The sequence below is a fragment of the Lachnoanaerobaculum sp. genome (assembly GCF_057250505.1).
The window spans coordinates 82,426-108,112 of the sequence record NZ_DBHIEQ010000003.1 but is presented as its reverse complement, the minus strand read 5'-3'; the positions used below and the strand labels follow the sequence as shown (position 1 = coordinate 108,112).

At 36.3% G+C, this 25,687-nt stretch carries 23 protein-coding genes; 5 read left to right on the top strand and 18 right to left on the bottom strand.

Going from position 1 to position 25,687, the window contains the following annotated elements:
- Positions 1–66 precede the first annotated feature (66 nt).
- Complete coding sequence (locus ACO6FI_RS02475) at positions 67–1,107, top strand: YeiH family protein (protein ID WP_485455953.1); 1,041 nt, start codon at positions 67–69, stop codon at positions 1,105–1,107.
- Between the two features lie 34 nt (positions 1,108–1,141).
- Here ACO6FI_RS02475 and ACO6FI_RS02470 read toward each other — a convergent pair whose 3' ends face one another.
- The 17 genes from ACO6FI_RS02470 to ACO6FI_RS02390 form a co-directional block, all read right to left on the bottom strand.
- The gene (locus ACO6FI_RS02470; protein ID WP_485455952.1) at positions 1,142–4,183 is read right to left on the bottom strand and encodes a TIR domain-containing protein; all 3,042 of its coding nucleotides are present in this window, start codon (positions 4,181–4,183) and stop codon (positions 1,142–1,144) included.
- Positions 4,161–6,029 (bottom strand): hypothetical protein, encoded by a 1,869-nt coding sequence (locus ACO6FI_RS02465; RefSeq protein WP_485455951.1) that lies wholly within the window; start codon positions 6,027–6,029, stop codon positions 4,161–4,163. The genes ACO6FI_RS02470 and ACO6FI_RS02465 overlap by 23 nt, the downstream gene beginning before the upstream one ends.
- A gap of 132 nt (positions 6,030–6,161) precedes the next feature.
- Positions 6,162–7,649, bottom strand: a complete 1,488-nt coding sequence (locus tag ACO6FI_RS02460; protein ID WP_485455950.1) for a UDP-glucose--hexose-1-phosphate uridylyltransferase — start codon at positions 7,647–7,649, stop codon at positions 6,162–6,164.
- A gap of 29 nt (positions 7,650–7,678) precedes the next feature.
- Positions 7,679–8,236, bottom strand: a complete 558-nt coding sequence (locus ACO6FI_RS02455; protein ID WP_485455949.1) for a chromate transporter — start codon at positions 8,234–8,236, stop codon at positions 7,679–7,681.
- The gene (locus tag ACO6FI_RS02450; RefSeq protein ID WP_485455948.1) at positions 8,233–8,790 is read right to left on the bottom strand and encodes a chromate transporter; all 558 of its coding nucleotides are present in this window, start codon (positions 8,788–8,790) and stop codon (positions 8,233–8,235) included. The genes ACO6FI_RS02455 and ACO6FI_RS02450 overlap by 4 nt, the downstream gene beginning before the upstream one ends.
- Entirely contained in the window at positions 8,783–9,781 is a 999-nt protein-coding gene (gene mgrA, locus ACO6FI_RS02445) for an L-glyceraldehyde 3-phosphate reductase (protein ID WP_485455947.1), read from the bottom strand. The genes ACO6FI_RS02450 and mgrA overlap by 8 nt, the downstream gene beginning before the upstream one ends.
- A 17-nt stretch (positions 9,782–9,798) precedes the next feature.
- Complete coding sequence (locus ACO6FI_RS02440; protein WP_485455946.1) at positions 9,799–10,458, bottom strand: YoaK family protein; 660 nt, start codon at positions 10,456–10,458, stop codon at positions 9,799–9,801.
- Positions 10,459–10,559: 101 nt separating this feature from the next.
- Positions 10,560–11,300 (bottom strand): hypothetical protein, encoded by a 741-nt coding sequence (locus tag ACO6FI_RS02435; protein ID WP_485455945.1) that lies wholly within the window; start codon positions 11,298–11,300, stop codon positions 10,560–10,562.
- Positions 11,301–11,468: 168 nt separating this feature from the next.
- Positions 11,469–12,155: an acyl carrier protein gene (locus tag ACO6FI_RS02430; RefSeq protein WP_485455944.1), complete on the bottom strand. Its 687-nt coding sequence runs from the start codon at positions 12,153–12,155 to the stop codon at positions 11,469–11,471.
- 19 nt (positions 12,156–12,174) lie between these two features.
- Positions 12,175–13,329, bottom strand: a complete 1,155-nt coding sequence (locus ACO6FI_RS02425) for an SseB family protein (protein WP_485455943.1) — start codon at positions 13,327–13,329, stop codon at positions 12,175–12,177.
- 12 nt (positions 13,330–13,341) lie between these two features.
- Complete coding sequence (locus tag ACO6FI_RS02420) at positions 13,342–13,977, bottom strand: acyl carrier protein (protein ID WP_485455942.1); 636 nt, start codon at positions 13,975–13,977, stop codon at positions 13,342–13,344.
- Between the two features lie 55 nt (positions 13,978–14,032).
- Positions 14,033–15,373: a hypothetical protein gene (locus ACO6FI_RS02415; protein WP_485455941.1), complete on the bottom strand. Its 1,341-nt coding sequence runs from the start codon at positions 15,371–15,373 to the stop codon at positions 14,033–14,035.
- A 17-nt stretch (positions 15,374–15,390) separates the two neighbouring features.
- Positions 15,391–16,818, bottom strand: a complete 1,428-nt coding sequence (locus ACO6FI_RS02410) for a hypothetical protein (protein WP_485455940.1) — start codon at positions 16,816–16,818, stop codon at positions 15,391–15,393.
- A gap of 373 nt (positions 16,819–17,191) precedes the next feature.
- Positions 17,192–18,811 (bottom strand): chaperonin GroEL, encoded by a 1,620-nt coding sequence (groL, locus tag ACO6FI_RS02405; protein ID WP_485455939.1) that lies wholly within the window; start codon positions 18,809–18,811, stop codon positions 17,192–17,194.
- A 30-nt stretch (positions 18,812–18,841) separates the two neighbouring features.
- Positions 18,842–19,126 (bottom strand): co-chaperone GroES, encoded by a 285-nt coding sequence (locus tag ACO6FI_RS02400; protein WP_007594995.1) that lies wholly within the window; start codon positions 19,124–19,126, stop codon positions 18,842–18,844.
- 146 nt (positions 19,127–19,272) lie between these two features.
- Positions 19,273–20,643 (bottom strand): sodium-dependent transporter, encoded by a 1,371-nt coding sequence (locus ACO6FI_RS02395; RefSeq protein WP_485455938.1) that lies wholly within the window; start codon positions 20,641–20,643, stop codon positions 19,273–19,275.
- Between the two features lie 659 nt (positions 20,644–21,302).
- On the bottom strand, positions 21,303–21,581 hold the full coding sequence (locus ACO6FI_RS02390) for a hypothetical protein (protein ID WP_485455937.1): 279 nt from the start codon (positions 21,579–21,581) through the stop codon (positions 21,303–21,305).
- A gap of 169 nt (positions 21,582–21,750) precedes the next feature.
- Here ACO6FI_RS02390 and ACO6FI_RS02385 point away from each other — a divergent pair, with 169 nt between their 5' ends.
- The 4 genes from ACO6FI_RS02385 to ACO6FI_RS02370 all read left to right on the top strand — a co-directional run bounded on the left by ACO6FI_RS02385 (position 21,751) and on the right by ACO6FI_RS02370 (position 24,871).
- Positions 21,751–22,485, top strand: coding sequence for a MerR family transcriptional regulator (locus ACO6FI_RS02385; RefSeq protein WP_485455936.1), 735 nt, complete (start codon positions 21,751–21,753; stop codon positions 22,483–22,485).
- 230 nt (positions 22,486–22,715) lie between these two features.
- The gene (gene trhA, locus ACO6FI_RS02380; RefSeq protein ID WP_485455935.1) at positions 22,716–23,423 is read left to right on the top strand and encodes a PAQR family membrane homeostasis protein TrhA; all 708 of its coding nucleotides are present in this window, start codon (positions 22,716–22,718) and stop codon (positions 23,421–23,423) included.
- A gap of 115 nt (positions 23,424–23,538) precedes the next feature.
- Complete coding sequence (locus ACO6FI_RS02375; protein ID WP_485455986.1) at positions 23,539–23,673, top strand: AraC family transcriptional regulator; 135 nt, start codon at positions 23,539–23,541, stop codon at positions 23,671–23,673.
- A gap of 76 nt (positions 23,674–23,749) precedes the next feature.
- Positions 23,750–24,871: a VanZ family protein gene (locus ACO6FI_RS02370; RefSeq protein ID WP_485455934.1), complete on the top strand. Its 1,122-nt coding sequence runs from the start codon at positions 23,750–23,752 to the stop codon at positions 24,869–24,871.
- Between the two features lie 58 nt (positions 24,872–24,929).
- Here ACO6FI_RS02370 and tpiA read toward each other — a convergent pair whose 3' ends face one another.
- Entirely contained in the window at positions 24,930–25,679 is a 750-nt protein-coding gene (gene tpiA, locus ACO6FI_RS02365; protein WP_485455933.1) for a triose-phosphate isomerase, read from the bottom strand.
- Positions 25,680–25,687 lie beyond the last annotated feature (8 nt).

The window sequence follows — 25,687 nt, the reverse complement described above, 5'->3', positions numbered from 1 at the left end:
TCTCCATTAGATTTTCTCCCCTCATTGTACTATAATCATACTATAAAATTCAGAAAGGACATTAAGATGAATTCAATAAAATCTTTGTTATCAAAAAACTTATTCGGTATGCTTATATGCTTTCTCATTGCTCTGCCTGCGTGGTTTCTGGGGAAGAAATTTCCTATAATCGGCGGTCCGGTGATTGCGATTATTGCAGGTATGGTTATTACACTTTTTTGGAATGATAAGGGTAAGGCAGGAACCGGAATCAAGTTCACTTCAAAATATGTTTTGCAGGCGGCTGTGGTTTTTCTGGGGTTCGGTCTTAATCTGAGTGTTGTACTTCAAACCGGCAAACAGTCGCTCCCAATAATCATTTGCACAATATCCACTGCACTGATCATTGCCTTTATTTTACATAAGCTGATGAATATCCCCGGTAATATTTCTACACTTGTGGGCGTAGGTTCTTCAATATGCGGAGGTTCCGCCATAGCGGCAACAGCACCTGTAATAAATGCGGACGATGACGAGGTGGCGCAGGCGATATCCGTTATTTTCTTTTTCAATGTATTGGCTGCACTGCTTTTTCCTGTTTTTGGAAAAATGATTGGATTTGATACTCTGAGCGGAGAGGCTTTCGGAATATTTTCTGGAACTGCAATAAATGATACTTCATCCGTTACGGCCGCAGCCTCCACTTGGGACAGTATGTGGAAGCTGGGCACTCAAACTCTTGATAAGGCGGTTACGGTAAAGCTTACCAGAACTCTGGCAATCATTCCCATTACTTTGGTGCTTGCAATAATCAATGCAAAAAAGTCCAAGGATAATCAGAACGGTTTCAGCCTTAAAAGATCATTTCCGATGTTTATAATATTTTTTATTATCGCATCCGTTATCACTACTGTTGCTTTAAGTGCAGGTGTACCTTCACACTCCTTCGCACCTTTAAAGGACCTAAGCAAGTTTTGTATCATTATGGCAATGGCTGCAATCGGGCTTAACAGCAATCTTATAAAGCTTATCAAATCAGGCGGCAAGCCTATTATACTTGGCGGCATATGCTGGGTAGGTATTACCGCAGTAAGTCTTTTAATGCAACATATACTTCATATATGGTAAAACAAAAGCGGCTGTCGTTTTCGACAGCCCCTCTTTACTTTGTACTTATACCGATTTGAATTTTTTCATCCTGTGTGAGTGTTCTTCCTGCAAGTATATTGTCTACTTCCTTTGAGACTTCGTCTTCACTCAACATTTTATATACCTTGGACTCCATATAATACGAGGTCTTTGCACTTTTGCTGTCATAATTTGAATAGTAGTTCTGGTCTATAGCTATAAGCTTACCGTCAGGTGAGATATGACCGTTGACGGTATACTTTTTTACTGCGGAATTTAAAGTCATTCTGACCTTTCCCGTTGAAAAATCTACTATATAGCACTTTCTGTCATTTTCATTATTTCTGATCATCATCAGCAAATCTGTATTTGCATTATACATATTTACATCGTTAAAACTTAGAGGAGTCTGCCTGCAGGCATCATCCATATCCCATGTGACAAGACCGCTCTTATTGCTCCATGTAAATGCGGTATTGTTCTTTATTCCTTTAAGCTTTATCTCATCTCCGGTGTTTTGAACATCCAGTACTTCTCCCGCCACATCATCAATATGCTCGCCGTTTTCAAGATTATATATTGAAGCCGTACCTGATATATTATTGAAAACAAGTACCTTCGAATCCGGTGATAATATCATCTTTCCCGAATCATCTTTTATATCACTGTAGCTTTTCACCTGTTCCATACTGTTTGAATCAAATATTCTGAGTCCGTTTTTACCGTCAGCCAACAATATTTGCTCACTGTCATTTGAAAATGTAAATACCGATGAAAATGAGTCCATCTCAAATTGTTTATTGTCATTTTCCTGTAGATCATATACTTTCAGTACAGGCTTATCACTGTTTAATGCCGTGACAACGGTCGCATAGTATCTGCCGTTATTTGATATCTTATAGTACTTACTGTCAGGTGCAACACCGTCTATTGTGGACTCGTCCACATTTATCTTGCTCCTTGTCTTTCCGTCATCGCTTGAAAGTAAAACATCTTTTCCGTCAAACAAAAGCATCTTTGAAGAATCGTTTGAATTTGCCATTATCCTTGCATATATTGATTCTGATGAGACTCCGGATTTTAAATCAATTATCTTTATTGCCTGACTCTCATGTGAGTTTGCCAATATCTTGCTTCCATCTTTTAAGAACTTGAATTCGACAGGTGTACCGCTTCCGTATTTCAGATTATCCTCTACAATCGCCTTATCCTTCCATATTGAATAATTTCCGTTTTCTCCAAAACCGACTACAGTATTTGTATCAGGATTGTAAACATAATATTTCAGGTTAAGTTTTTCAAAATATATCTCATTCGATATTTCTCCGGTGTTTCCGTCCAATATATATATTTTTGTATTTGACTTTACGGCAATCTTTTCTCCACCTTCACTTTCATATATAACCTTGTTATCATCAGGATTTATATACATATCTTTTCTAAAAACTTCCTGCTTGTCAAAAGACATCTTTATTATCTCAGTATCTGTAAGCAATAGTATATTTTGACCGTCGGCTGAATAGGCTGCAGATTTATATGGCTTGTAAGAATCCTCTTGTGTAATAATATTTTTTTCGGATATCTTCGGTATAACGTCTATTATACTTCCGTCTTTTAGACTTCTTCTTGTAACCTGGTCGTCAGTATTTGTATTCAATGTTATAAGTATCTCACTGCCGTCTTTTTTTATATCCGCAGATTTAACCTGACCTTCAACCGTGAATTCAGATTGCTTTTCAAAGTTTCCGGTATCATATACATAAAATACTGTATTGTCATTATATAATACGGCATAGAACAGTTTTGTACCGTCCGTTGAGAACCGTATCATCATAGGAATACCTACTATATCAAGTACCGCCTTTTGTTCGCCTGTATTGATATCGTATATGATACAGGTGTTGTCAAATGAAGCCGATGCCAGATACTTATCATCCGCAGAAAAACTTAACAATTTTACCTGCTGACTGTGCCCCTCAAATTCCTTTATTATTTCTCCGTTTTCCACACTTGCTATAGCGGTGTTATTGTTATCCAGACCGTATGCAACATATTTCTCATCACTGCTTAATGCCATATAGGTCATATTGTTTTTTGTGGGAATCACTGTAAGTGTGGAAGCCCCGCCGTGGTATATGACGCTGTTGAATATGGAGAACTCTTCAGCCTTTAAAGTATTGTAATGCTTCATATTTTTGCTTATAGGATTCATAGCCTCTTTTGCGACAAGAGCGGCTTTTAAATAGTCGCCATCACCTACATAGTCCTTTGAGGTCTTCATCAAAATACTTGCATTTGACTGCACCGCCTCCTGTCTTGCAACTTCCGCTTTGTGATAAGCATTAGCCATAAATATTCCGAATATCAAAAATACCGCACCTGCAGATAAAGAGAGGTTCAAAATCCTTTTATTCTTTCTTTCCTTATCCCTTTGCTTCAAATCTCCGAAACTGCAACCCAGTATAGTTGCCATTATTCTGTACTTTTCGGTCTTTAAAAGGTTTATTGACTGCTTCGTAAGTTCATTTAATTTATGCTTGTCTTGCAGACTTTCATAGCATTTAAATTCATCACAGAATATATAATCAGGTCTTATATCTGCCGCCAGTATCTCATGTCCTTCGCCCTGATTTTTTATTTCTTTTAAAGGATTCGGGAAAGCCTCATCAGGTTCTCCCTCTATAAGTACGGGTATTATCCTTTCTTCAGAGTGTAAACTTTTGAATATCTCTATTTCTTTTTGACACCACTCGGACAGCGGAGTTCTCCTTGAACATATGACTATCAAATATCTGCTTTGTGCAAGTGCCTCTTCTATCGATGTGCCAAGGTCTCTTGCTGCAAGTTCTTCCCTGTCACGAAACACCCTGAAAACAGGTCTTTTACCATCTTTATAAAACTCCTTCGGGGCCTTAAAAGTCTCTATCATCTGATGAACATATTTTGCTACAGTCTGGTCAGGCTCCACATGTCTGTAACTTATAAAAGCGTCATACTTATAGCTGACTTCATTGTACTCATACGATGCATTCAGCATTTCATCAGACGATGTTCTATGCTTCTTTTCTTTTTCCATTATTATCCTCTCTCAAAAACAAAGTAAATACCGATAACAAATCATACTCAGGATGACATACATCAAACTTATCACCCAGCACTCTGTTCCAATCATCTATCAAACACGGATGTGTCTTCAGATTCTCGTCCTTTTTTTCTCCGTATACAAAGTTCATTGTATAATAGCTGTTACACCATCTTTTATGCTCAAGACTTGAAAGAAAATCAAGTACAGGATTGGCTTTCAAAAATTTACAAAACTCTATCTTGAACTTCTCATTATCCGTTTTCATGATTTCTTCCAATTCTTTAAACTCTTTAAACTTTTTATTCAAATAGTTCTTTATAAAATCCTGTGACTTATCAAAGAATATTTTTCTTAATATATCTTCCTTCACTCTCGCGTGCATTGCCGACAGTCTTGAAGATGACTTCTTTACATATGACAGCTCATTCCAACTGCTGCCTCCGCCCATTAAAAGCAACTGTGAATACTCGTTATATCTGTTATTAAACTTCTTGGCATGATTATCCAGAGCCTCTCTTATAAGGATATCGCTTGTCATAATCTGAGAAACATCTCCGAAGAGTTTTATATTTTCATCCTTAGGCAATGCATAGGTCAAATCAATATTTGATACATTTCTTATTATCTTTGCAACATCAGTAAACTGCTTATTTATTATATTCAGGTATTTAAGACTTTTTACCACATCCTCATTCATCAAAAATATCAGTGAAGGCCTCTCATTTATGCTTCTTAAACTCTCATATAAAGGCACTTTATTAAAGTCCGTTATATGAAAATCCAAGGTCTTTTTTAACCCTATATTTTCTGCAAACAGCTTTTCTGTCTTGGTATCGGCATCATAATCCATTATACTTATAAACGTATTTTCAGTAAGCTTTGTAGTCATATCATTTGCAATGAACTTTAACAATGTATCTGTAAGTTCATTTATACCTATCACTACTATATGCATTCTTTTTATATTTTCATCTATCTGCTTTGACGAGATTATATCTCCCATAGAAGATAATAAGTCCATACTCTTTGAGATACTCTCATTTACAAGACTTTCACACATGATCTTTCTTACAGTCAAATCTGTCTGATTGAAATGTGTAGTATCTATTTTTTTCAGATTTTCTTTTTTTTCTCTTTCATAGACAATCATATCTTCAATATACGATGACACCGTATTTGACTCACACTTTATATAGCAGACTATATGTCTTTGCGGCTTTATCCTTTTTATCACATTTATATAAAGGGCATAGTTTTCCAAATCCTTATCCGAACAGAAAAACATATATTTTACATTATTGATATTTACATTATTCAAAAACTCTCTTATCTCGTTCTTATCACTTTTTTCAAAGTCTATCTGATAAGTTGCCACTCCCTTTTTTTCGTACTTACTCTTAAGATTGTCATCTATAAAATGTTTTGAGATAAGTGATATCTTATAAGAATTTTTATCGTCTATAAGATTGTTAATCAATGTCTCTCCCATAACACTGTTTTCAAAGACAATGATATGATTTGCACTTATCTTATTAAACCATATATTCTTTATATGAAGCAAAGTATTTGAAATCTTGGTAAATATGAAAGTGGATGTAAGTATCGGTGCAAGCCACTTTGCAATCTCATATAAAAAGCTTGTTTTATCATCTGTAGCTATAGGAGGTGTGAATAAAAACAACTTTATCACCCCGTATAAAACGGTGGAAAGTAATCTGAACGGATTGTGAATCGTCACACTGTAATATTCATACAGACTTACAAAACCTAAAATAAATGTAATGATCAGTAAGGCAAGATAAATCTTTTTCTTGTAATAGTTTCTATTTTCCTTCATAATTGCTCCACTTCTTAACGGTTTATCATACTTTTTATAAAAAATAAGCCAACACTCTAATTATATATGATTAGAATATTGACTTACAATCACGATTTATAAATATAAACTTAATATTTTATTATTCACAATTTACAATGTCTTTATAAACCTGTCAAATGCTTCCTGTCCTTCTTCGTCCCTTTTATAGACTCCGGCACATTCAAGTACCTTTACAAATACCTTGCTGATTTCCGCCTGCACAATGCTGTGAATGTTTTCTTTTTCTATATTGTAGTTGCTTATCCACTCATACACCCAGTCTGCATGCTTTTTTAACACTTCATTGCTGCGGATATCCTTACCTTCAAGTATATACTCCTCAAGCTCTTCCATCTCTCTTTTCAGTCTGGCAGGAAGTACTGCAAGTCCCATAACCTCAATCAGGCCTATATTTTCTTTCTTTATATGGTGAAGGTCTGCAGAAGGATGGTATACACCCCAAGGGCTCTTTTCTGTAGTGATATTATTTCTAAGTACAAGATCAAGTTCATACAAATCTTTATGCATCCTTGCAATAGGCGTTATAGTGTTATGAGGTGTGCCATCAGTCTCACTGAAGATAAAAGCTGCCTCGTCACTGTATGCTCTCCAACTTGATAAAATGTGGTCAGCCGCCTGTACTATCCTGTCAATATCCTTACCCTGAAGTCTGATAACGGACATAGGCCATTTTACAATACCTGCATTCAAATCCTCATAACCTTTGAGTACAAATTTTCTTTCATAAGGCGCCTTTGCCATTGCAAATACATATCCGCCTCCTTGGAAATGGTCATGACTTAGTATAGAACCGCCTACTATAGGAAGGTCTGCATTTGAGCCTGCAGTATAGTGTGGGAAAAGCTTTACAAACTCAAGCAGCTTCTTAAATACGGCTCTTTCAATTTTCATCGGCTTATGCTCTTTGTTGAAGATAATACAGTGTTCATTGTAGTACACATATGGCGAATACTGTAAAAAGTAATCCTCACCGTCCAATGCTATAGGAATCACTCTAAGGTTCTGTCTTGCAGGATGTGAGAATGTTCCGGCATAGCCCTCATTCTCCATGCAGAGTAAGCAACTTGGATAGCCTGACTTTTTTGCCGCTCCCGCTTTTGCAATATCTCTAGGGTCCTTTTCAGGCTTTGAAAGGTTGATAGTAATATCAATAGGTCCGTATTGTGTATCTGTCACCCACTTTTCATCCCTTGCTATACGGTCCACTCTTATATAGTTTGACCTCTTACTAAGCTTATAAAAATAATCGGTTGCAAGCTTGCTGTCCACACCGTATATTTCCTTAAATACTCTCCTTACTGTAGACGGCATAGGTGTCAAAAGCCCCATAATTTTTGTATCAAAGAGGTCTGTCACAGTTACACTGTCATCATCTATAATTCCTTCTTTTAGAGCAAAGTCGCACATATCCTTTAAAATATCCGCAAGCACTCTTTCTTCTTTGATTTCTTCTTCATGAAACTCCACCTGATTGAACAAAGCCAGTAAACTGTTTGTCACAAATACTCTGTCATCTTCATCCACCAAATGCTCACATAAAGCATAATGCATAAGCTCATTTATAAGTCTGTTTATCATCTTGTTTCTAAAACGCTCCTCATATATTTTTAGTCTGTTAAGACATTATAAAACAGGTTCAACACCCCTGCAAAAACCATTACCGATATCGGATTTTTATTATATTTTATCAACAGTACCATGCATACACAAAATATCACAATCATATGCAATCTGATACTCTTTATTGTCATCATATCAAGCCCGAATGCCTGCATCAGTATCTTCACACCGGATATTGCAATCATCGCAACTACAGCCGGTCGTAAGACGGCCAGTATCGACTGTAACATAGACATTTTTTTGTACTTCATATAAAGCCATGCTATCACAGTCACAAGTATCAAAGCCGGCAATATACAGCCTAAAGTCGCCGCCATTGCACCGAACACTCCTGCAATCCTTATACCCACAAATGTAGCGGAATTTATCGCAATAGGTCCCGGTGTCATCTGTGATATTGTAATAAGGTCTCCAAACTCGGCCGCACTTAGCCAGTGATTTGTGTTCACCACTTCGCTCTCTATAAGCGGCATAGCGGCATAACCTCCTCCGAAACTGAACGCACCTATCTTAAGAAAGCTTATAAAAAGTTTCAGATAAATCATACAGCCTTCCTTCCGGCTTGTACTAAAGTCTTTATAACGCCTATAAAAATACATAGCAATATGATGTATATTATATTTATTTTAAAATACATACTCAGTACAAAAACTGCCGCCATTATCACAAAATTTATTCTGTTTTCTTTTACGATATCAAATCCCATCTGTAGACTGACTGAAGCTATCACGGCTCCTACACCTGCCTGCATACCGTCAAGAAGATACGCTATAAATCTGTTTTCTCTAAACAATGTATAGAACACCGATATAAAGGATATTATAAGAAATGGCGGAATAATAGTGGCAACGGTCGCCACCAGCACTCCGATTATTCCTGCAAGCTTATATCCCACCACTATTGCACCGTTGACTGCAATAGCTCCCGGAGCGGACTGTGCAATTGCCACCAAATCAAGCATCTCTTCTTCTTCAATCCAATGATATTCATCTACAAATTTGTTTTTCATCAAAGTGACTATCACATATCCGCCTCCGAAGGTGAATGCACTTAAATATAGCGTTGACAAAAAAAGCTTTGTAAGAACTTTTTTATTCATTGTCCTTAACGACCTTATCTATCTTTTTTAATTCCTCATCACTAAACTCTGTATTCTTTATAGCCGCTATGTTGTCAAGCACCTGCTCGGACTTTGATGCGCCTATCAGTACCGATGTCACAATACCGTCTTTTAATACCCAAGCCAGAGCCATCTGTGCAAGACTTTGTTCTCTTGACTTTGCCATCTCGTTAAGCTCTCTTATGACGTTTAATTTCTTTTCTGTAAGATTATCAGTCTTTAAAAATCTTCCGTCTGTTGCTATTCTGCTGTCACTTGGCACGCCGTTTAAGTATCTGTCTGTCAGAAGTCCCTGCGCAAGAGGACTGAATGAAATAATTCCCTTATTGAGCTTTGCCGCCATATCCTTAAGACCGTTGTTCTCAACAGTTCTGTCAAAGATTGAATATCTGTTTTGATTGATGATGAAAGGCACATGAAGCTCGCTAAGAATCTTTGTAGCCTGCTCCAAGGTCTCACCGTCATAGTTTGAAAGTCCCACATACAGTGCCTTACCGCTGTTTACTATCTGTGCCAATGCTCCACAGGTCTCTTCAAGCGGTGTGTTCTTATCCATTCTGTGGTGATAGAATATGTCTACATACTCAAGTCCCATTCTCTTTAAACTTTGGTCAATACTTGCAATAAGATACTTTCTGCTGCCGAAATCTCCGTAAGGACCGTCCCACATGGTATAGCCCGCCTTTGTACTTATAAGCAGCTCATCTCTGTACTTTCCCATGTCTTCTTTCAGGATAATGCCGAAATTTTTTTCAGCGCTTCCCGGAGCCGGACCGTAGTTGTTGGCAAGGTCAAAATGTGTGATACCGTTGTCAAACGCCGCAAATATGATTTCCTTCATATTTTCAAGATTTGAGTGATCACCGAAATTGTGCCAAAGTCCTAACGATACAAGCGGTAACTTCAGTCCGCTGTTTCCGCAATACGCGTATCTCATCTTCTCATATCTGTCTTCATTTGCATAATACATAAAGATCTCCTTTCAAATCAATCTTCAAATTCTTTGAACATCATTACAAAAATATTTATCATTGCAAGTGCTGCAAGAAAAATTGCCTTTTCAGCCATAAGTTTCACTGCAAAATATCCTACCGTAGTTCCCAATATAAAGACCAGTATACATACATAGTAATAAAGTCCCTTTTCTATGGCGGATCTGTCCCCGGTCTTTATTCCGCGATACATATTCTGGGTTCCGGTCTTTAGATTACCTGTACACATGGTGGTTGCCATGGCTGTACCTCTTATCTTAGGAAATGTGGCAAACTGTATTCCGGATATCATAGATATTATGGAATTGGCAACCCTGTTCATTTCCTGCGGCAAAAATCCTACTGCTATAAATGCAAATATCTCAAACAGTACCAATATCTGCCTCCAATGCACCATGTTGATTCTTTCTTTTCTATACTTTATCATCTCACATATGCCAACTCCTACAGCAAACGATACTATAGGTATCAGATAATTGACAGCTTCAAAAAACTTGCCCTCACATACCTTAAGTGCCATCAATATAATATTTCCGGTCTCGGCATTTGCAAAAACTTTTCCACGGTTTATATATGAATATGCATCCATAAATCCGCCTGAAAGTGCCAAAAATATGCCGACCGCTATGGACTCTGAAATCTGCCTTTTATTCATAGTTTTTTTACCTCTTTATACATATCACTTTATTTTAGAACAAATTTCAAATAATTAAAAGCAATAAAAAAGTATAGCCGCAAAAGACTATACTTTTTTGTTTAATTCAAACTTGTAAATCCGTCAAGTGCTTTCTGTGCCTTCTCCTCGGAAGTACTGCTCGCTGTAATAATGGCCATAAAGTTTCCGGACTTGATATAAATCTGCTTTCTGTATACGGTATAATCTCCGCTTGTATCAGTAGCGTTCAGTGCAATGGTTTCCTTACCGTTAAACCTCGCCTTATCGCTCTCAACGCTGACATTTACCATACCTGCAGCCTTATACTGGCTTTGCAGCTTGTCCACTACCTTTGCAAGTTCGGTCTCATTTTCAAAAGGTGTACCCATCTTCTCTATGACTACATTCACACTGCTGACACCCTTGCCGTTCTCACTGGTAGCATATACATCCATATATATACTGCTGTCCGCCTCTTCCTGTGACATACCTGACTGTTTGATGAAAATATCTCTCATCTGTGCGATATTGTCTCTGCTTTGCATCTTGTAGCCGTTGGCAGGTGCATCAAACTTGATATTGAAGACGCTGTTGGTATATACATTGTTTTCTTTTTTTCCTCTGTAAAACTGTATATCGTCCTCCGCATAACTCTCTTCCTCAATTACCGCAGCCTGAGTTGTAGTCTCGGCTGTAGTAGGAGCTTCACTAGTCGTAGTCGCAACTGTGGTAGTCTCTGCAGCCGCAGTGGTACTTGCCGTAGTTTCACTCTTGGCACCGTTACTGCAGGCAGTCATCACCACTGTTAAAAACAATAAAGGTATAAAAATATTTTTTTTCATATCAATACTCCATGTAATATACTTTTTTACATATAGTAAAATTTTTGTGTGATTGCTTTATGATAAAATATTACAACAATGTGATTAAAATGTAAATATTTTTTTAACCTGCCTTTGTTTAATTGTTAAGATACTAATGCAAAAACTTAAAATTTACCCTTTAAAACTTTATTTTGCCTTCGTAAACATAGCTAAGCAGTCCTTTATACTCTGCTCATCCAAACCGTTTACGGCTATTACCGCCACATGGTCTCCGGACTTTACAAATACCTGTGTATGGTACTGTGTTACACCGCCTGAAGTCAACTGTGCATTAAGACATGGAGCATCTTCTCCCAAGAATTTTACAGTAGAACTTTCCACCTTGATATTGTTCTCGCCTATTCCCTCATTGTCCTTCTTTATTGTAGCTATATTCTCATCTATATAAGATTTAATATCTGTATTATCCTTCAAAACACCGAACATCGCTATTTTTGTATAACTGTCGTCATATGCATACATCTCCAATGTATCATCACTTGACATTTCTCTCATAGTTTTGAACTCTTCAGCACCCGCCATTACCATACCGCCTGCCTTGGCATCAAACTTTATATTGAATTCATCATTTGTATACACATCGCCGTTAAGTGAACCCTTTATATCTGCTGCTTCGGCACTTGAAGTCTCACCGACGCTTTCCGCAGTACTCTCGGCAGCAGTCTCACTGCCTTCTTCAGTAGTTGCCGCTTGGCTCTCTACAGTACTTTCAGTTGTAGTCTCCACCTTGTTCCCTTTACCGCCGCAAGCTGTAACGGACAGTGCCGATACCGTCAAAATACCAATCATTATAAGTTTAAATTTTTTTCTCATTTTTTCCTCCTGAATATAATCAACTCTTTTTATACAGTGGCGTCGGATTCATCTCATCTTTAGCAAAATCCGCCTGTTTTAAGGTGGCAAAATCCAGATATACCACTTCTCTTAAAAGGTCTCTGCAACTGTTATAAATATCTTTATAATACTTTCTTACATCGCTGTCATCTATATCCGTTATTATAAGATATGACTTTGTACCTGTCTCATCCACTCTAAGCATCATATCTATTAAATTTATCTCGCTGTGAGCATTTCCGAATGCGACCAATCTCTTTTTTATAGCCGCTACTTCTTCATTATCAGGCGGATACCCCAAAAAATTTTTCTCTCCGCCCTTTGCGACCTTTGTTTCTATTTTGGCATCACCGAACTGACTTTGATATCCGGATGAATTCACTATATTATTGATATTTTCCGAATTCATATAGAACGACTGCGGACCGTAAGGATTGATAATAAATCCGCCTTCACCTTTTAAAAATCCCACAATATCGGGAAAGCTTTCGATGATTGTTTCCATTTTCCAATTTGCAACTCCCATATCCGACCATTTTTTTAAGGCGACCCAGTCTGTAAATACGGGAAGTGCATTTATTCCGCCTTGAAGTTCGATACCGTAGATATCTATCTTTGTATCTTTTTTCAAAACCGTACTGCCGCTTCCTTTAAAATCTTCAGACATTCTCACAGGCAACAGATAATGTGACATTACCATCTCTCTGAAAAACAGATTTATAAAGTCTTCATCATTATAGTTATTATCATATTCGTATAAAAGACCGAGTATATAAGGATTTTCTACAGCCTTGTTCACATCGGATTCTATTTGAAAGTCTATATTTGTAATCAAGGCGTATTTAAAATCATCACCCTTATCTATACTTTCAAACCCTATATTTGCATATGCATCCGTAACAGATTCGCAATCATTTCCTGCACTGTCTATAAGCCTTGCTATCTTTAGATGAGATACTTTTCCATCTTTAAACAGTACGGTCACATCCTCTTTTTTTACAGTACCGTAAACATCACCTTCAAGCAGTATACTTCCCTCGTCTTTACAACCCTTTACCAACATGGTAAATCTTCCCTTAACTACTTTGTTTTCTTTATTATAATCAACACTTTTTTCGGATGAAAAAGCATCTTTTATCTTATCCCAAAACATATATACTCCAAGTTACTGCGCTTTTGTAAAGGCATTCAGACAGTCTTTGATAACCTTTTCGTCTTTAGCATTTATAACTATAACGGATACATCCTTTCCGGACTCTAAAAATACCTGTGTATGATACTGTGTTACACCGTTTGCAGTCAACTTTGCATTTATACAAGGAGCATCTTTGCCTAAGAATTTTACAGTGGTACTTTCAGCCTTAATATCTCCTGCACCCTCATTATCCTTATTGATTCTTGCTATATTTCCGTCAATATAGGCTTTTAAATCCGAGGTTATATTTACAAGTCCGAAAAGTACCGAGCTGCTGTTTGCAGTGTCATGTGCATACATCTTTAATGTGTCATCATGAGTCTTTTTTTGCATATCGCTAAGATCCTCGGTACTTACCATCTCCATATTTACAGCTTTTGCATCAAACTTTATATTAAATGCCTTATTGGTATATACACTGCCGTCATATGTACCGTTTAAATCTTCATTGCTTGCGCTCTCAGCGGTGCTCTCTACAGTACTTGCAACAGGACTCTCCGTCTTATTTTCAGCTTTACTCTCAACCTTGTTACCTTTACAAGCAGTTATGGAAAGTGCAGACAAAACAATAACACCTACCATTATAAATTTAAAATTTTTCTTCATTTTTCCTCCTATATGCAAAATATACTTTTGCTTTAGTATACCACATAAATTTTATTTACTGATATTGCTGAAATAAATCAAGTCCTTCCTGTGCCGCTTTTTCATCCTTGCCGCTTGATACTATAATCATCATGTAATCATCCTTTACTCTGAAGAGATATTTCTGACACTGTTTTCCAACCGTTGTATCCACGTAAATATCCAAACATGATAATTCCTGACCGAGAAAATATGCATCCGATTTCTTTACTTTTGAACTTTTCAGCTGACTTTTCGGGACTTTACTCAGCTGCTTTTCCATTGTCTCTTTTTGTACGTCCAAATACTCATCCATAGGCATCAACATATCATTTTTTGCCAATGAAACACTGATTCTCTTTGTAGTATCGTTATTGTCGACTGCAAACATATCTATAAAAGATTTACCTTCTTCGATATGCTTCTTTACAGCAGCTAAATCCGATTTATCTATGCCGTCATTTCCCATATTTTTAAGCCCTTCATCACTTACAAATTCCAGACCTGTTTTGCTTATATCAAACTTTATATCAAGCATCTTATTTGAATAAACTTTATCACTTATACTTCCAAGCACAAGAGTATTTTCAGCGTCGTTAACCTCGGTTGTATCCTCAACGGATTCTGTATCCGTATCGGCTTTTGTATCCGTATCTGATTTTGTATCTGTTGTATTTGACTCATCTGATTTACTGCTTTTTGCATTGTTACCTGAGTCTGAATACTTTTCAAACATTCCCAAATACCTGTCAATATCCTCGGCATTATCACCTCTTACACGAATTTCTATAAAGTATTCACCAAGTTTCTTATATAATGTGGTGTCGGCAGATTCTATGCCGTCCTCATCTATGATAACATCCACACTTAGCATTTTATCTCCCAGAAAATCTCTTGTTGTCTTTTCTACTTTAGGATTTTTAAATCTCTCTTTTTGCTCACTTCTTTCTTTTTTTACCTCTTTGTCAATATAATTTTCCAAGCCGTTTTTCATCTCATGGTGTATATCCTTATATATCTCCACCTCCACATGATTTCCCTTGTTCTTATTATCATAAGCTTCCATATCACTTATATAATAGCCCTTATCAAGTCTGTCATGTACGGCTTCCATATCCGATCTTTTTACCACCTTGCCGTCAAGCCTGTTTGTAAATTCCTCTTCAGCAATTACATCCATATCATTTGCATTTCCGTCAAACTTTAAGTCAAGCATTTTGCTTGTATATACTCCGTCAACCACTTCCCCCAATGAAATGTCTTCATCTTTGAATTCACTGACAGTCTCACCTGACTTTTTATCGGATTTTGAAGTGCATCCTGAAAAACAAAGTGATAAAGCAACCGCTACCATGCCTAATTTTAAAACTCTCTTCATAGTCTCCTCCAAATAATTTATTCTGCAATTGTAAACATCTTAAATGCATTTTTTACAAATTCTTCATCGCTTCCCATTGCACCTATGGTCGCCGTGTATTTTCCATAAGGTATGATAAGGTATTTTTCATAATATTTGCTGCCGTTATCTTTAGTCTCCACCTTACTTAGACATAACAGTTCCTTACCGTTAAAGTTAATCTTTTCCTTTTTTCGTTCTACATGTGCATTTTCGCCCTTATCAAAGTATGAATCCTCACCTTCATCCACTTTTGATAAGTCCACATCACCGTCCAGCAAAACAAGAATTGTATTGTCAAATGTTACATCATGTGCAACCATATCAAGCACAGGCTTACCTTTATCTACATAATATTTTTTATCTTCTTCAGACACTATACCTGACGGTCTTCCGAGAAGTTCCATTTCATAATCCGATGCAAAGACCATATGTTTACCTGTAATATCTATTTTTATATTAAGTGCACTGTTTGTATACACATTTCCTTCTATTACTCCTGCGCAAAAATCTCCTGTCGATACTTTATCCTCTTTACTTTCCTCAACACTGCTTTCTGCGGTACTGCTTTCTTCTGTTGTTTCTTCAATACTTCCTTTAGTTTCTTTCCTGTTTTCTTCTTGTCTTTTTCTTTTGCCTCTTCTTTCAGACTTACTTTCTCTTGTTTCATCTTCTTTAGGCGAGTTCTTTGCTTTTTCAAAATCCGACTCATCAGGCTTTTCAAATATGTCCAGCAAACTCTGTGCATCATCAGAGTCGTATGCGGATACATCTATAGTCACTATATAATCTCCGTATTTTAAAAACAGCTGCTTTTCATAAAACATAGTATCTCTGACACCGTCATGTTCCCATACCGACTTTATTTCAATACCCGGTATTTTCTTACCTGCAACCTTTCCGTCTGTAAGATTAACATATGACTTTTCCATCATGTCAAATTCTTCCTCATCCTCTTTGAACATATCCTCATATTCACGCTTTTCATCAAATATATAATTGTTTAAAGTCTTAGAGTCCGGAGCCTTACGTATCGTAATACTGACGCTTCTGAGGCCGTCTGTATCACTTGCTCCCATATCGCTGATTAATGCACCGTCCGCTATCTTTTCTTTTACCTCATCCATGTCGGTTCTGTCATATACTGCGTCGTCATTTTCCCCGATAAGCCCTTCCTCATAATATATATCCATATTGTGGGACTTAGCGTCAAACTTCAAATCAAGCATCTTACTAAGATACACATCATCACTTATCTCACCTAATGCAAGCTCAAATTTATCTTTCTTTTTTTCCTTCTTTGTATCTTCAACAGATACGCCCTCATTACGTTTACCTTCATTACTCTCACCTTTATTACATCCTGCCACAGACAGCATAGATACAAGTAATATACCGCTTATAATTTTCTTTAAATTTCTTCCCATATTTACCCTTTTATATTTCATTATTCTTACCGCTTCTGCAATGTTTTCATATGATACTATCTAAGCAATATAATTTTCGACTTTTAAAAATACTATATACAGAATTTCTAAATACTCTCTTCATAAAGTCCTCCTTGATGTACAAAGTCTGATAAAATTTTCATATTGATAAAATATATTTTACTAAAATTATAATCTTCATTAATACAAAAATATATTATGCATAGTAACGAAAATACTTCATTGTTTTTATAAGATATTGCTATAGCATTATTTTAAGTACAGCTTATTATATAAAAATTTGATTTTTAAACACAAAAAAGGCACACCCTGTTTCCAAGGTGTGCCCTATAAGCTTTATTATAAAGTTTTATTACATCATTCCCATTCCGCCACCTGCAGGCATTGCCGGAGCATCTTCCTTAATGCTTGCTACTGCCGACTCTGTTGTAAGGAGCGTAGATGCTACCGAGTTTGCATTCTGAAGTGCCGATCTTGTAACCTTTGCAGGGTCCAAGATACCTGACTTAACCATATCTACATACTCTTCTCTGTAAGCATCGAAACCTACACCTACGCTTGACTCTCTTACCTTGTTTACAACAACGCTTCCTTCAAGTCCTGCGTTCTCTACTATTCTGTATAGCGGAGCCTCAAGTGCCTTAAGAATAATCTTTGCACCTGTTCTCTCATCACCTTCAAGAGTAGCTACAAGCTTTGCAACTTCCTTACTTGCATGGATATAAGCAGAACCGCCTCCTGCAATAATACCCTCCTCAACTGCCGCTCTGGTGGCATTAAGTGCATCTTCCATACGAAGCTTTGCTTCCTTCATCTCTGTCTCTGTAGCGGCACCGACTCTGATAACTGCAACACCACCTGAAAGCTTAGCAAGTCTCTCCTGTAGTTTCTCCTTATCAAAATCGGATGTGGTTTCTGCAAGCTGAGCCTTAATCTGAGCGACTCTCTTCTCAATATCAGCCTTTGCACCCTGTCCGTCAACGATTACGGTGTTCTCTTTTTGAACCTTAACACTCTTTGCTCTACCAAGGCTTGCAAGTGTAGCATCCTTAAGCTCAAGTCCAAGTTCCTCACTGATTACCGTACCGCCTGTAAGAACAGCAATATCCTTAAGCATATCTTTTCTTCTGTCACCATATCCCGGAGCCTTTACAGCTACGACATTGAATGTACCTCTAAGCTTGTTTACTATAAGAGTTGTAAGAGCCTCGCCCTCTACATCCTCAGCTATAATAAGAAGCTTCTGTCCTGATTTAACAAGCTCCTCAAGAAGAGGCAAAATATCCTGAATATTTGAAATTTTCTTATCTGTAATAAGGATATAAGGGTCATCAAGATTTGCTTCCATCTTCTCCATATCTGTACACATATATGCAGAAACATAACCTCTGTCAAACTGCATACCTTCCACCAAGTCAAGCTCTGTCTTCATTGTCTTTGACTCTTCGATAGTGATAACACCCTCATTGGTTACCTTCTCCATAGCATTCGCTACCAGACTTCCAACCTCATCATCACTTGCGGAAATAGCTGCAACTCTTGCAATCTGCTCCTTGCCCTTTATAGGCTCACTCATCTTTGCAATAGCTTCTACAGCTGCATCTGTAGCCTTCTTCATTCCCTTACGCAAAACGATTGGATTTGCACCTGCTGCAAGGTTTTTCATTCCCTCGTTTATCATTGCCTGTGCAAGAACTGTAGCTGTAGTTGTACCGTCACCTGCCACATCATTTGTCTTTGTGGCAACTTCCTTTACAAGCTGTGCACCCATGTTCTCAAATGCATCTTCAAGCTCTATTTCCTTTGCAATGGTAACACCATCATTTGTAATAAGCGGTGTACCGAATGATTTATCAAGTACAACATTTCTTCCCTTAGGTCCCAATGTAACTCTTACTGTATCAGCCAGCTTATTTACACCGGCTTCCAATGCTTTTCTGGCTTCTACGCCATATTTAATATCCTTAGCCATATTTACCTCCGTCTAATCTATCTGAAATTTTTATTCAATCACTGCTAAAATATCATTCTGCTTAACAACGATATATTCTTCCTTGTCAAGCTCTACCTCTGTGCCGGCATACTTTGAATAAATTACCTTATCGCCAACCTTAACCTGCATTTTTATTTCTTTTCCGTCTACAACTCCACCGGGACCGACAGCCACAACCTCCGCCTGCGAAGGTTTCTCCTTTGCCTGACCCGGAAGCACTATACCGGATGCAGTTGTCTCTTCGGCAACCAACTGCTTTAAAACCACTCTATCAAATAAAGGTACTAACTTCATTTCGTATTCCTCCTAATAATTTATAAAATCAACTATGTAGTTTTATACCACTTTTTATTAGCAGTGTCAAGACTTGAGTGCTAATTTTCTAAATAATTTAAAAACATCCATAACTTTAACAGTTAACGGCTGTTTTAATCTATTTCCTATTTAAAAAATTTATCATATATTCCAAACACAAATATAAATATAACTATAATCGGAAGTATATAGGTAAGATAAAATCTCATCCAGTTCTTCATCTTCATACCCTCTCCCTTATCACATTCTTTGAGATAATTATCCCATCCCCAGCCATATCTGCTGACACAAAACAGTAGATATACTAAAGAACCCAGCGGCAATATTATATTACTTACCAAAAAATCTTCAAGGTCAAGTATTGTGCCTCCAAAAGGAGTAAGCCATCCAAAACTCCATATATTAAATCCGGATACACATGGAAGTGAAAGTATTATTATTAGTATTAAGTTAAAAAGGCTTACCTTTTTTCTGGTTTTCTTTGTAAGATCCATACCACAGGATACTATGTTCTCAAATACTGCAAGCACTGTAGAGAATGCCGCAAATGACATGAATATAAAAAAGAAGCTTCCCCAAAGTCTTCCAAGAGGCATTTTATTAAAGATATTCGGCAATGTTATAAATATAAGAGCAGGACCCGATGTCTGATCTACACCATATGTAAATGTTGCCGGAAAGATAATAAGTCCTGATACTATAGCTACAAATGTATCAAGTATAACTATTGTAACAGATTCTCCAAGCATGCTTCTGTCATTACTTATATAGCTTCCAAATATCAGCATTGCTCCTATTCCAAGGCTAAGTGTGAAGAATGCCTGATTCATCGCACCTGTGATTACATTTCCGACACCGGTTTCTTTGATTCTGCCTATATTCGGTACCAGATAGTACTTAAGCCCTTCTGCGGCACCCTTTAAAAAGAATGAGTTTACAGCAAGTATAATCATTACTACAAGAAGTATAACCATCACTATCTTTGTGATATTCTCCAAACCCGCTTCAAGTCCTCTTGATACTATGAACATTCCTAATGCTACTACTACCACCATCCAAAATATCATTATACCCGGCTGTGTAAGCATAGTGTTGAATGCATTTAACACTCCGTCAGAATCAAGTCCTTCAAATCTGCCAGTTACTGTTAGGTAGAAATAATGCAGCATCCAGCCTGTCACTGTAGTATAAAACATCATTAAAAGATAATTACCTATAAGTGCCACCATTCCATGTATATGCCACTTACTACCTGCCGGCTCAAGTTTTTGATATGCCAGTACAGGACTCTTTCTTGCCGCTCTTCCTATTGAAAACTCCATTGTCATTATGGGTAGTCCAAGCATTACCAAAAATATCAGATACAGCAGTACAAATGCACCGCCACCGCCTTTTCCTGTCATGTACGGAAACTTCCACACATTACCGATACCTATTGCACATCCGGCTGAAATGAGTATAAACCCAAGCCTGGACTTTAACCTTTCTCTTTCCAAAATATCCTCCTAATAAACACTTGATATTTTTGAGGATTGCGAGAACAATCAGTGCGAAACAATCGGCACACTCGAAAACGCTTTACCCCAATAACCTGTTAAATCAAATGTAAAATATTATAGCATATTTAATAAAAGAATTCTATGTTATGCATTAAAACATTCTATAATCAAGTTTTATTTATTTCATCGTATTAACATACTGTCATATGTAATCATTTTACTTGATGATAATTGTAAATCCTCTTTTTTATCTAATCTAAATCCGGATAAATATAAAATAATACATAATATTATCGGTATAAAATTTAATACAACAATCAATGTAATATACATAACAATATTAATTTCTACACCTTTTGAAGATATATTTTTATATCCGGTTGTGTTATATAATATCAATGGTAATATAACTGTAAATATCAATACAAGCACTGCACCGGTAATGCTTTTATATCTATATACATTAAATTTAACAACACTACTCTAAAATAATACTGTTACAGCTACCATTGTTATACCGATCATAAAATTACAAATATAACAAACAATATTTGAATAAAATATTTCTTCCAATCTATTCTTTAACATATTACTATCCCACAATTCATTATAAATTTCCGCCCAATATATCACCTAATATTATTATAAACATATACTCAGGAATTAATCAAACCACAAATACCATATCCCGGCTTTTTCTGTCTTATAGCTATATATCTTATAAGATTAAATATCATAAACGGGACAATTGCCATTATGTAATATAAAACTACTGTCAGCATCTCTCTAATTTCTCTTATATAAAATATATCTAAAGGCCTACAAGCGTATACAGCTAAAACCAGAATAACTCCATATACTAAATTGATAATAATACTTACCGGAACAGAAATAATTATTTTATATATAATAAAATCAAATATACTACTCTTCATCCAAACTGCCTCTTGTACAAAAAATTTCTTCTTATATTTTATCGATAAAAGGATTTTTTGGCTTAAAATTTTAATACACATTTCAGCTCTTATAAATAATCTTTAATTCAAAGTATTGACTATAACATTACGTCATAGTTTATACTTATCCTTGTTAGGAGGTTCTCAAATGTTTTTAATTAAAAAGGTTAGTGAAATAAGCGGTGTATCGGTGCGCACTTTACACCATTATGATGAAATAGGCTTACTTTCACCTAAAAAAGGTGAAAATGGGTACAGATATTATTCCGAAGATGATATGTCTTTTTTGCAGATGATATTGTTTTATAAATATCTGGGATTTCCTTTAAAGCAGATAAAAGAGTTATTAAAACAGGAAGATCCTGAAATACTCCATCATCTAAAGAAACAGCTCGCTTTGATGCAGAAAGAAAAGCAAAAACTCTTAACACTTATTAACACATTGGAAAAGACTATTGAGTCAAGAGAAAGGAGAATTACTATGGCAACAAAAGAAAAATTCAAGGGTTTTACATATCAGGACAATGAAAAATATAAACAGAAAGCAATAGATATGTATGGAGAGAAAGTTATTGAGGAATCCGTTAAAAAGCAAAAAGGAAGAGAACAGGAAATTGCCGACGGTTTTAATAATATCTTTTTTGCAATATCGGATAATATGTCAAAGGGATTGGATGCTACATCAAAAGAAAATACCGAACTGGCTAAAAAGCTTCATAAACATATTTGTGAGTACTCTTTTGACTGTAGTGCGGATGTATTTTCAAGCATAGGCTATGGGTATGTTAAAAATCCGGAATTTAAAGATAATATGGACAAATTTGGAGAAGGTATGGCACAGTATCTGTGTGATGCAATTCAACAGTATGTAAAAGAGATTTAATTGATAAATCTTTTTAATATATTTTCACCTCTAAATATCGTTTTATTGTACTTAGAGGTGAAAATCAAGCCTATTTTTTCTTTATTTTAAAGAACGCTTATAAAGTTCTACAATAATTACTCAACACTTTTAATTATTTTCGACTTGCAATTTTACATATTTTGATGTAGTATCAATATATGTTATATGTAGTTTTTAAAACTATGTAAGTCTGCATTAGGGAGGTATTTATGAAAACAAAAAATAGAGAAAAAACAAGATTTGGTGTGCTACCGAGCACTATATCAATACAAATAAGAGAACCCGGATCTGCAATCACTCACTTTGTGGGACTTATACTTGTTTGGATAGGTGCATTTCCATTGATGCAAAGAAGTATAGAACATGGAAGCTTTATCACATCACTGTCTATGCTTGTATTTATTATATCCACTACACTTTTATATACAGCCAGCACATTATACCACTCTGTAGTGCTTGACCTGAAAAAAACAATGATATTTAGAAAGATAGACCATACAATGATTTCAGTACTGATAGCAGGAACTTATACTCCTGTATGCCTTACAGCACTTAAGGGCTTTACAGGATATATGTTACTTACAGCCATATGGGCACTTGCTATCGGAGGAATTTTTCTAAAAATCTTCTTTGTCAGCTGCCCAAAGTGGTTATCATCTATTATATATTTAATAATGGGTTGGCTTTGCATGTTTGCCTTAAAACCACTCTATAAGACGTTACCGCTTTCAGGATTTTTATGGCTGCTGTTTGGAGGTATTTCATATACACTCGGAGCTGTAATCTATGCATTTAAACTGAAAGCATTTAATGAAAAACACATCTACTTCGGTTCACATGAAATATTTCATGTGTTTATAATGCTTGGAACATTCTGCCACTATATGCTTTTATATACCACACTTTCATTCTATTGATAAATATTACTGCAAAATATAATTTTAGTTACTAAATAGGGCTGTTTATTTTTAACGGCCCTATCTTGGATGCCTGTACTCCCTTATATGCCATCTATAAAATCCCCTAAAAGTAATCTTCGGTTCCGGTACCACAGGAATAAGTATAAAATGCGTATATGCCAATCAGTACTATTTCAGTACAAGCTTTAAAAAACAACTTGGTATCTCTCCATCCGGATATAGAGAGAAATATTCATCCCTACAGTAACTCTCTAATATAGTCATCTGCCCTTGACTAAACCCTTGGCCTTGTGATACAACTTAGGTGTTTCACTGGAGGTAATATGAATCAATATTTAATAATTTCCTTTCAGGCTGTTGTACTGTTTCCAATAGTGGTGGCTGTTTTTACATTGCCGTATATTGCTTATAACTACCACAAATACGGGTCCATACTCAGCCTGAAAGTTTTAATAGTTTACTCTTTTATATTTTATCTGCTGTGTATGTACTGCCTTGTTGTACTTCCGCTGCCAAGCCCTGAAAAAGCTGCTACACTGCACAGCCATAAGATGCAACTTGAGCCTTTTTTATTTATTAAAGACATAATAAAAAAAGCTCATGTTATCCCGAGCGAACCAAAAACATGGATTACAATAGTACTGAACAAAGCGTTTTTGGTAAATATATTGAATCTGTTTTTGGCGGTACCTTTCGGAATGTATCTTCGCTACTATTTCAAAAAGTCATTTTCACAGACATTTATACTTTCATTTTTACTGTCGCTTTTCTTTGAGATAACTCAGCTTACCGGACTGTACTTTATATACTCCGGAAGCTACAGACTCTTTGATGTGGATGATTTGATAGTAAATACACTGGGAGGAATACTTGGTTACGCACTTGTCGGACCGCTTATGATAATACTTCCGTCAAGAGATGAACTTGATGAAGTCAGCTATAAAAGAGGTATGGAAATATCACTGTTCAGACGAGTTATATCTTTCTTTTTTGATATGGCATTTGTAACTATAATAACCATACTTAGCAGACCGTTTATGCAGCGGTTTCATATCGTCAGAGCATTTGAGATAATTACATTATCATATTTTTCCGTCTTGCCGATGCTTACTAAAGGCTCCACTCTTGGCAACTTTATTACAAGTACAGCCATAGTTTCAACTAAAGGAGGGCATCCTAAGTTTTTTGCTTACTTCTTACGCTATTTCTTATTTTTCGGCATATACCTTTACTTGCCGATGTATATACGTCAGGCATTGGAGAATTTTATACTTATAAATACCGACGCTTCAAAAGATATGGGATATGCTACTATAGAGCTTTTGGTTGCACTGCTTTATTTCTTATTCTTACTTTTAACTACAATAAAAGCCGCACTTCACAGAAGTCTTTTCTATGAAAGATGGTCAAGGACAAAGATTGAAAGTACTGTACAGGTACAATAATATTCTATAAAAAACAGGACCGATAAAACATTGGTCCTGCTTTATTTATACTATAAAATTATTTGTAGTTTACAATCTTTCCGAAATCAGGCTTAAGACTTGCTCCACCTACAAGTCCTCCGTCGATATCAGCCTCTGCAAAAAGCTCTGCCGCATTGCCTGCATTTACAGAACCGCCGTACTGAATTCTGATCTTCTCAGCTACATCATTTCCGTAAACTTCTTTGATACAATCTCTGATAGCCTTACATACTTCCTCAGCCTGTGCTGTTGTAGCGGTCTTTCCTGTACCGATAGCCCAAATAGGCTCATAAGCGATAACAGCCTTAGCTGCATTATCCGCACTTACATTCTGAAATGCAATTTTTATCTGAGTTCTGATAAAGTCTATTGCAATGCCCTGTTCTCTCTGTGTAAGAGTTTCACCGCAGCAGATAATAGGTGTGATACCGTGCTCAAATGCCTTAAGCACTTTCTTGTTTACAGTCTCATCTGTCTCTGCAAAGTATTCTCTTCTCTCCGAGTGCCCGATAATAACATACTTAACACCTACATCTGTAAGCATGTTCGGAGCAATCTCACCTGTATATGCACCGCTCTCTTCAAAGTACATATTCTCGGCACCGATTTTTATATTGCTTCCCTTAGCCGCCTCAATTGCAGGTATAATATCAATTGCAGGTACACAGAAAACAACATCAACATCATTATTTGCAACTAACGGCTTTAACTCATTTATAAGTGCAGTTGTCTCTGAAGGTGTCTTATTCATCTTCCAGTTTCCTGCAATAATTTTTCTTCTTGACATAAAGCTCT

Excerpts from the sequence above, each read along its gene's own strand:
- ACO6FI_RS02475 (WP_485455953.1), top strand. The coding sequence starts at position 67 with ATGAATTCAATAAAATCTTTGTTATCAAAAAACTTATTCGGTATGCTT.
- ACO6FI_RS02470 (WP_485455952.1), bottom strand. The coding sequence starts at position 4,183 with ATGGAAAAAGAAAAGAAGCATAGAACATCGTCTGATGAAATGCTGAAT.
- ACO6FI_RS02465 (WP_485455951.1), bottom strand. The coding sequence starts at position 6,029 with ATGAAGGAAAATAGAAACTATTACAAGAAAAAGATTTATCTTGCCTTA.
- ACO6FI_RS02460 (WP_485455950.1), bottom strand. The coding sequence starts at position 7,649 with ATGATAAACAGACTTATAAATGAGCTTATGCATTATGCTTTATGTGAG.
- ACO6FI_RS02455 (WP_485455949.1), bottom strand. The coding sequence starts at position 8,236 with ATGATTTATCTGAAACTTTTTATAAGCTTTCTTAAGATAGGTGCGTTC.
- ACO6FI_RS02450 (WP_485455948.1), bottom strand. The coding sequence starts at position 8,790 with ATGAATAAAAAAGTTCTTACAAAGCTTTTTTTGTCAACGCTATATTTA.
- mgrA (WP_485455947.1), bottom strand. The coding sequence starts at position 9,781 with ATGTATTATGCAAATGAAGACAGATATGAGAAGATGAGATACGCGTAT.
- ACO6FI_RS02440 (WP_485455946.1), bottom strand. The coding sequence starts at position 10,458 with ATGAATAAAAGGCAGATTTCAGAGTCCATAGCGGTCGGCATATTTTTG.
- ACO6FI_RS02435 (WP_485455945.1), bottom strand. The coding sequence starts at position 11,300 with ATGAAAAAAAATATTTTTATACCTTTATTGTTTTTAACAGTGGTGATG.
- ACO6FI_RS02430 (WP_485455944.1), bottom strand. The coding sequence starts at position 12,155 with ATGAGAAAAAAATTTAAACTTATAATGATTGGTATTTTGACGGTATCG.
- ACO6FI_RS02425 (WP_485455943.1), bottom strand. The coding sequence starts at position 13,329 with ATGTTTTGGGATAAGATAAAAGATGCTTTTTCATCCGAAAAAAGTGTT.
- ACO6FI_RS02420 (WP_485455942.1), bottom strand. The coding sequence starts at position 13,977 with ATGAAGAAAAATTTTAAATTTATAATGGTAGGTGTTATTGTTTTGTCT.
- ACO6FI_RS02415 (WP_485455941.1), bottom strand. The coding sequence starts at position 15,373 with ATGAAGAGAGTTTTAAAATTAGGCATGGTAGCGGTTGCTTTATCACTT.
- ACO6FI_RS02410 (WP_485455940.1), bottom strand. The coding sequence starts at position 16,818 with ATGGGAAGAAATTTAAAGAAAATTATAAGCGGTATATTACTTGTATCT.
- groL (WP_485455939.1), bottom strand. The coding sequence starts at position 18,811 with ATGGCTAAGGATATTAAATATGGCGTAGAAGCCAGAAAAGCATTGGAA.
- ACO6FI_RS02400 (WP_007594995.1), bottom strand. The coding sequence starts at position 19,126 with ATGAAGTTAGTACCTTTATTTGATAGAGTGGTTTTAAAGCAGTTGGTT.
- ACO6FI_RS02390 (WP_485455937.1), bottom strand. The coding sequence starts at position 21,581 with ATGAAGAGTAGTATATTTGATTTTATTATATATAAAATAATTATTTCT.
- ACO6FI_RS02385 (WP_485455936.1), top strand. The coding sequence starts at position 21,751 with ATGTTTTTAATTAAAAAGGTTAGTGAAATAAGCGGTGTATCGGTGCGC.
- trhA (WP_485455935.1), top strand. The coding sequence starts at position 22,716 with ATGAAAACAAAAAATAGAGAAAAAACAAGATTTGGTGTGCTACCGAGC.
- ACO6FI_RS02370 (WP_485455934.1), top strand. The coding sequence starts at position 23,750 with ATGAATCAATATTTAATAATTTCCTTTCAGGCTGTTGTACTGTTTCCA.
- tpiA (WP_485455933.1), bottom strand. The coding sequence starts at position 25,679 with ATGTCAAGAAGAAAAATTATTGCAGGAAACTGGAAGATGAATAAGACA.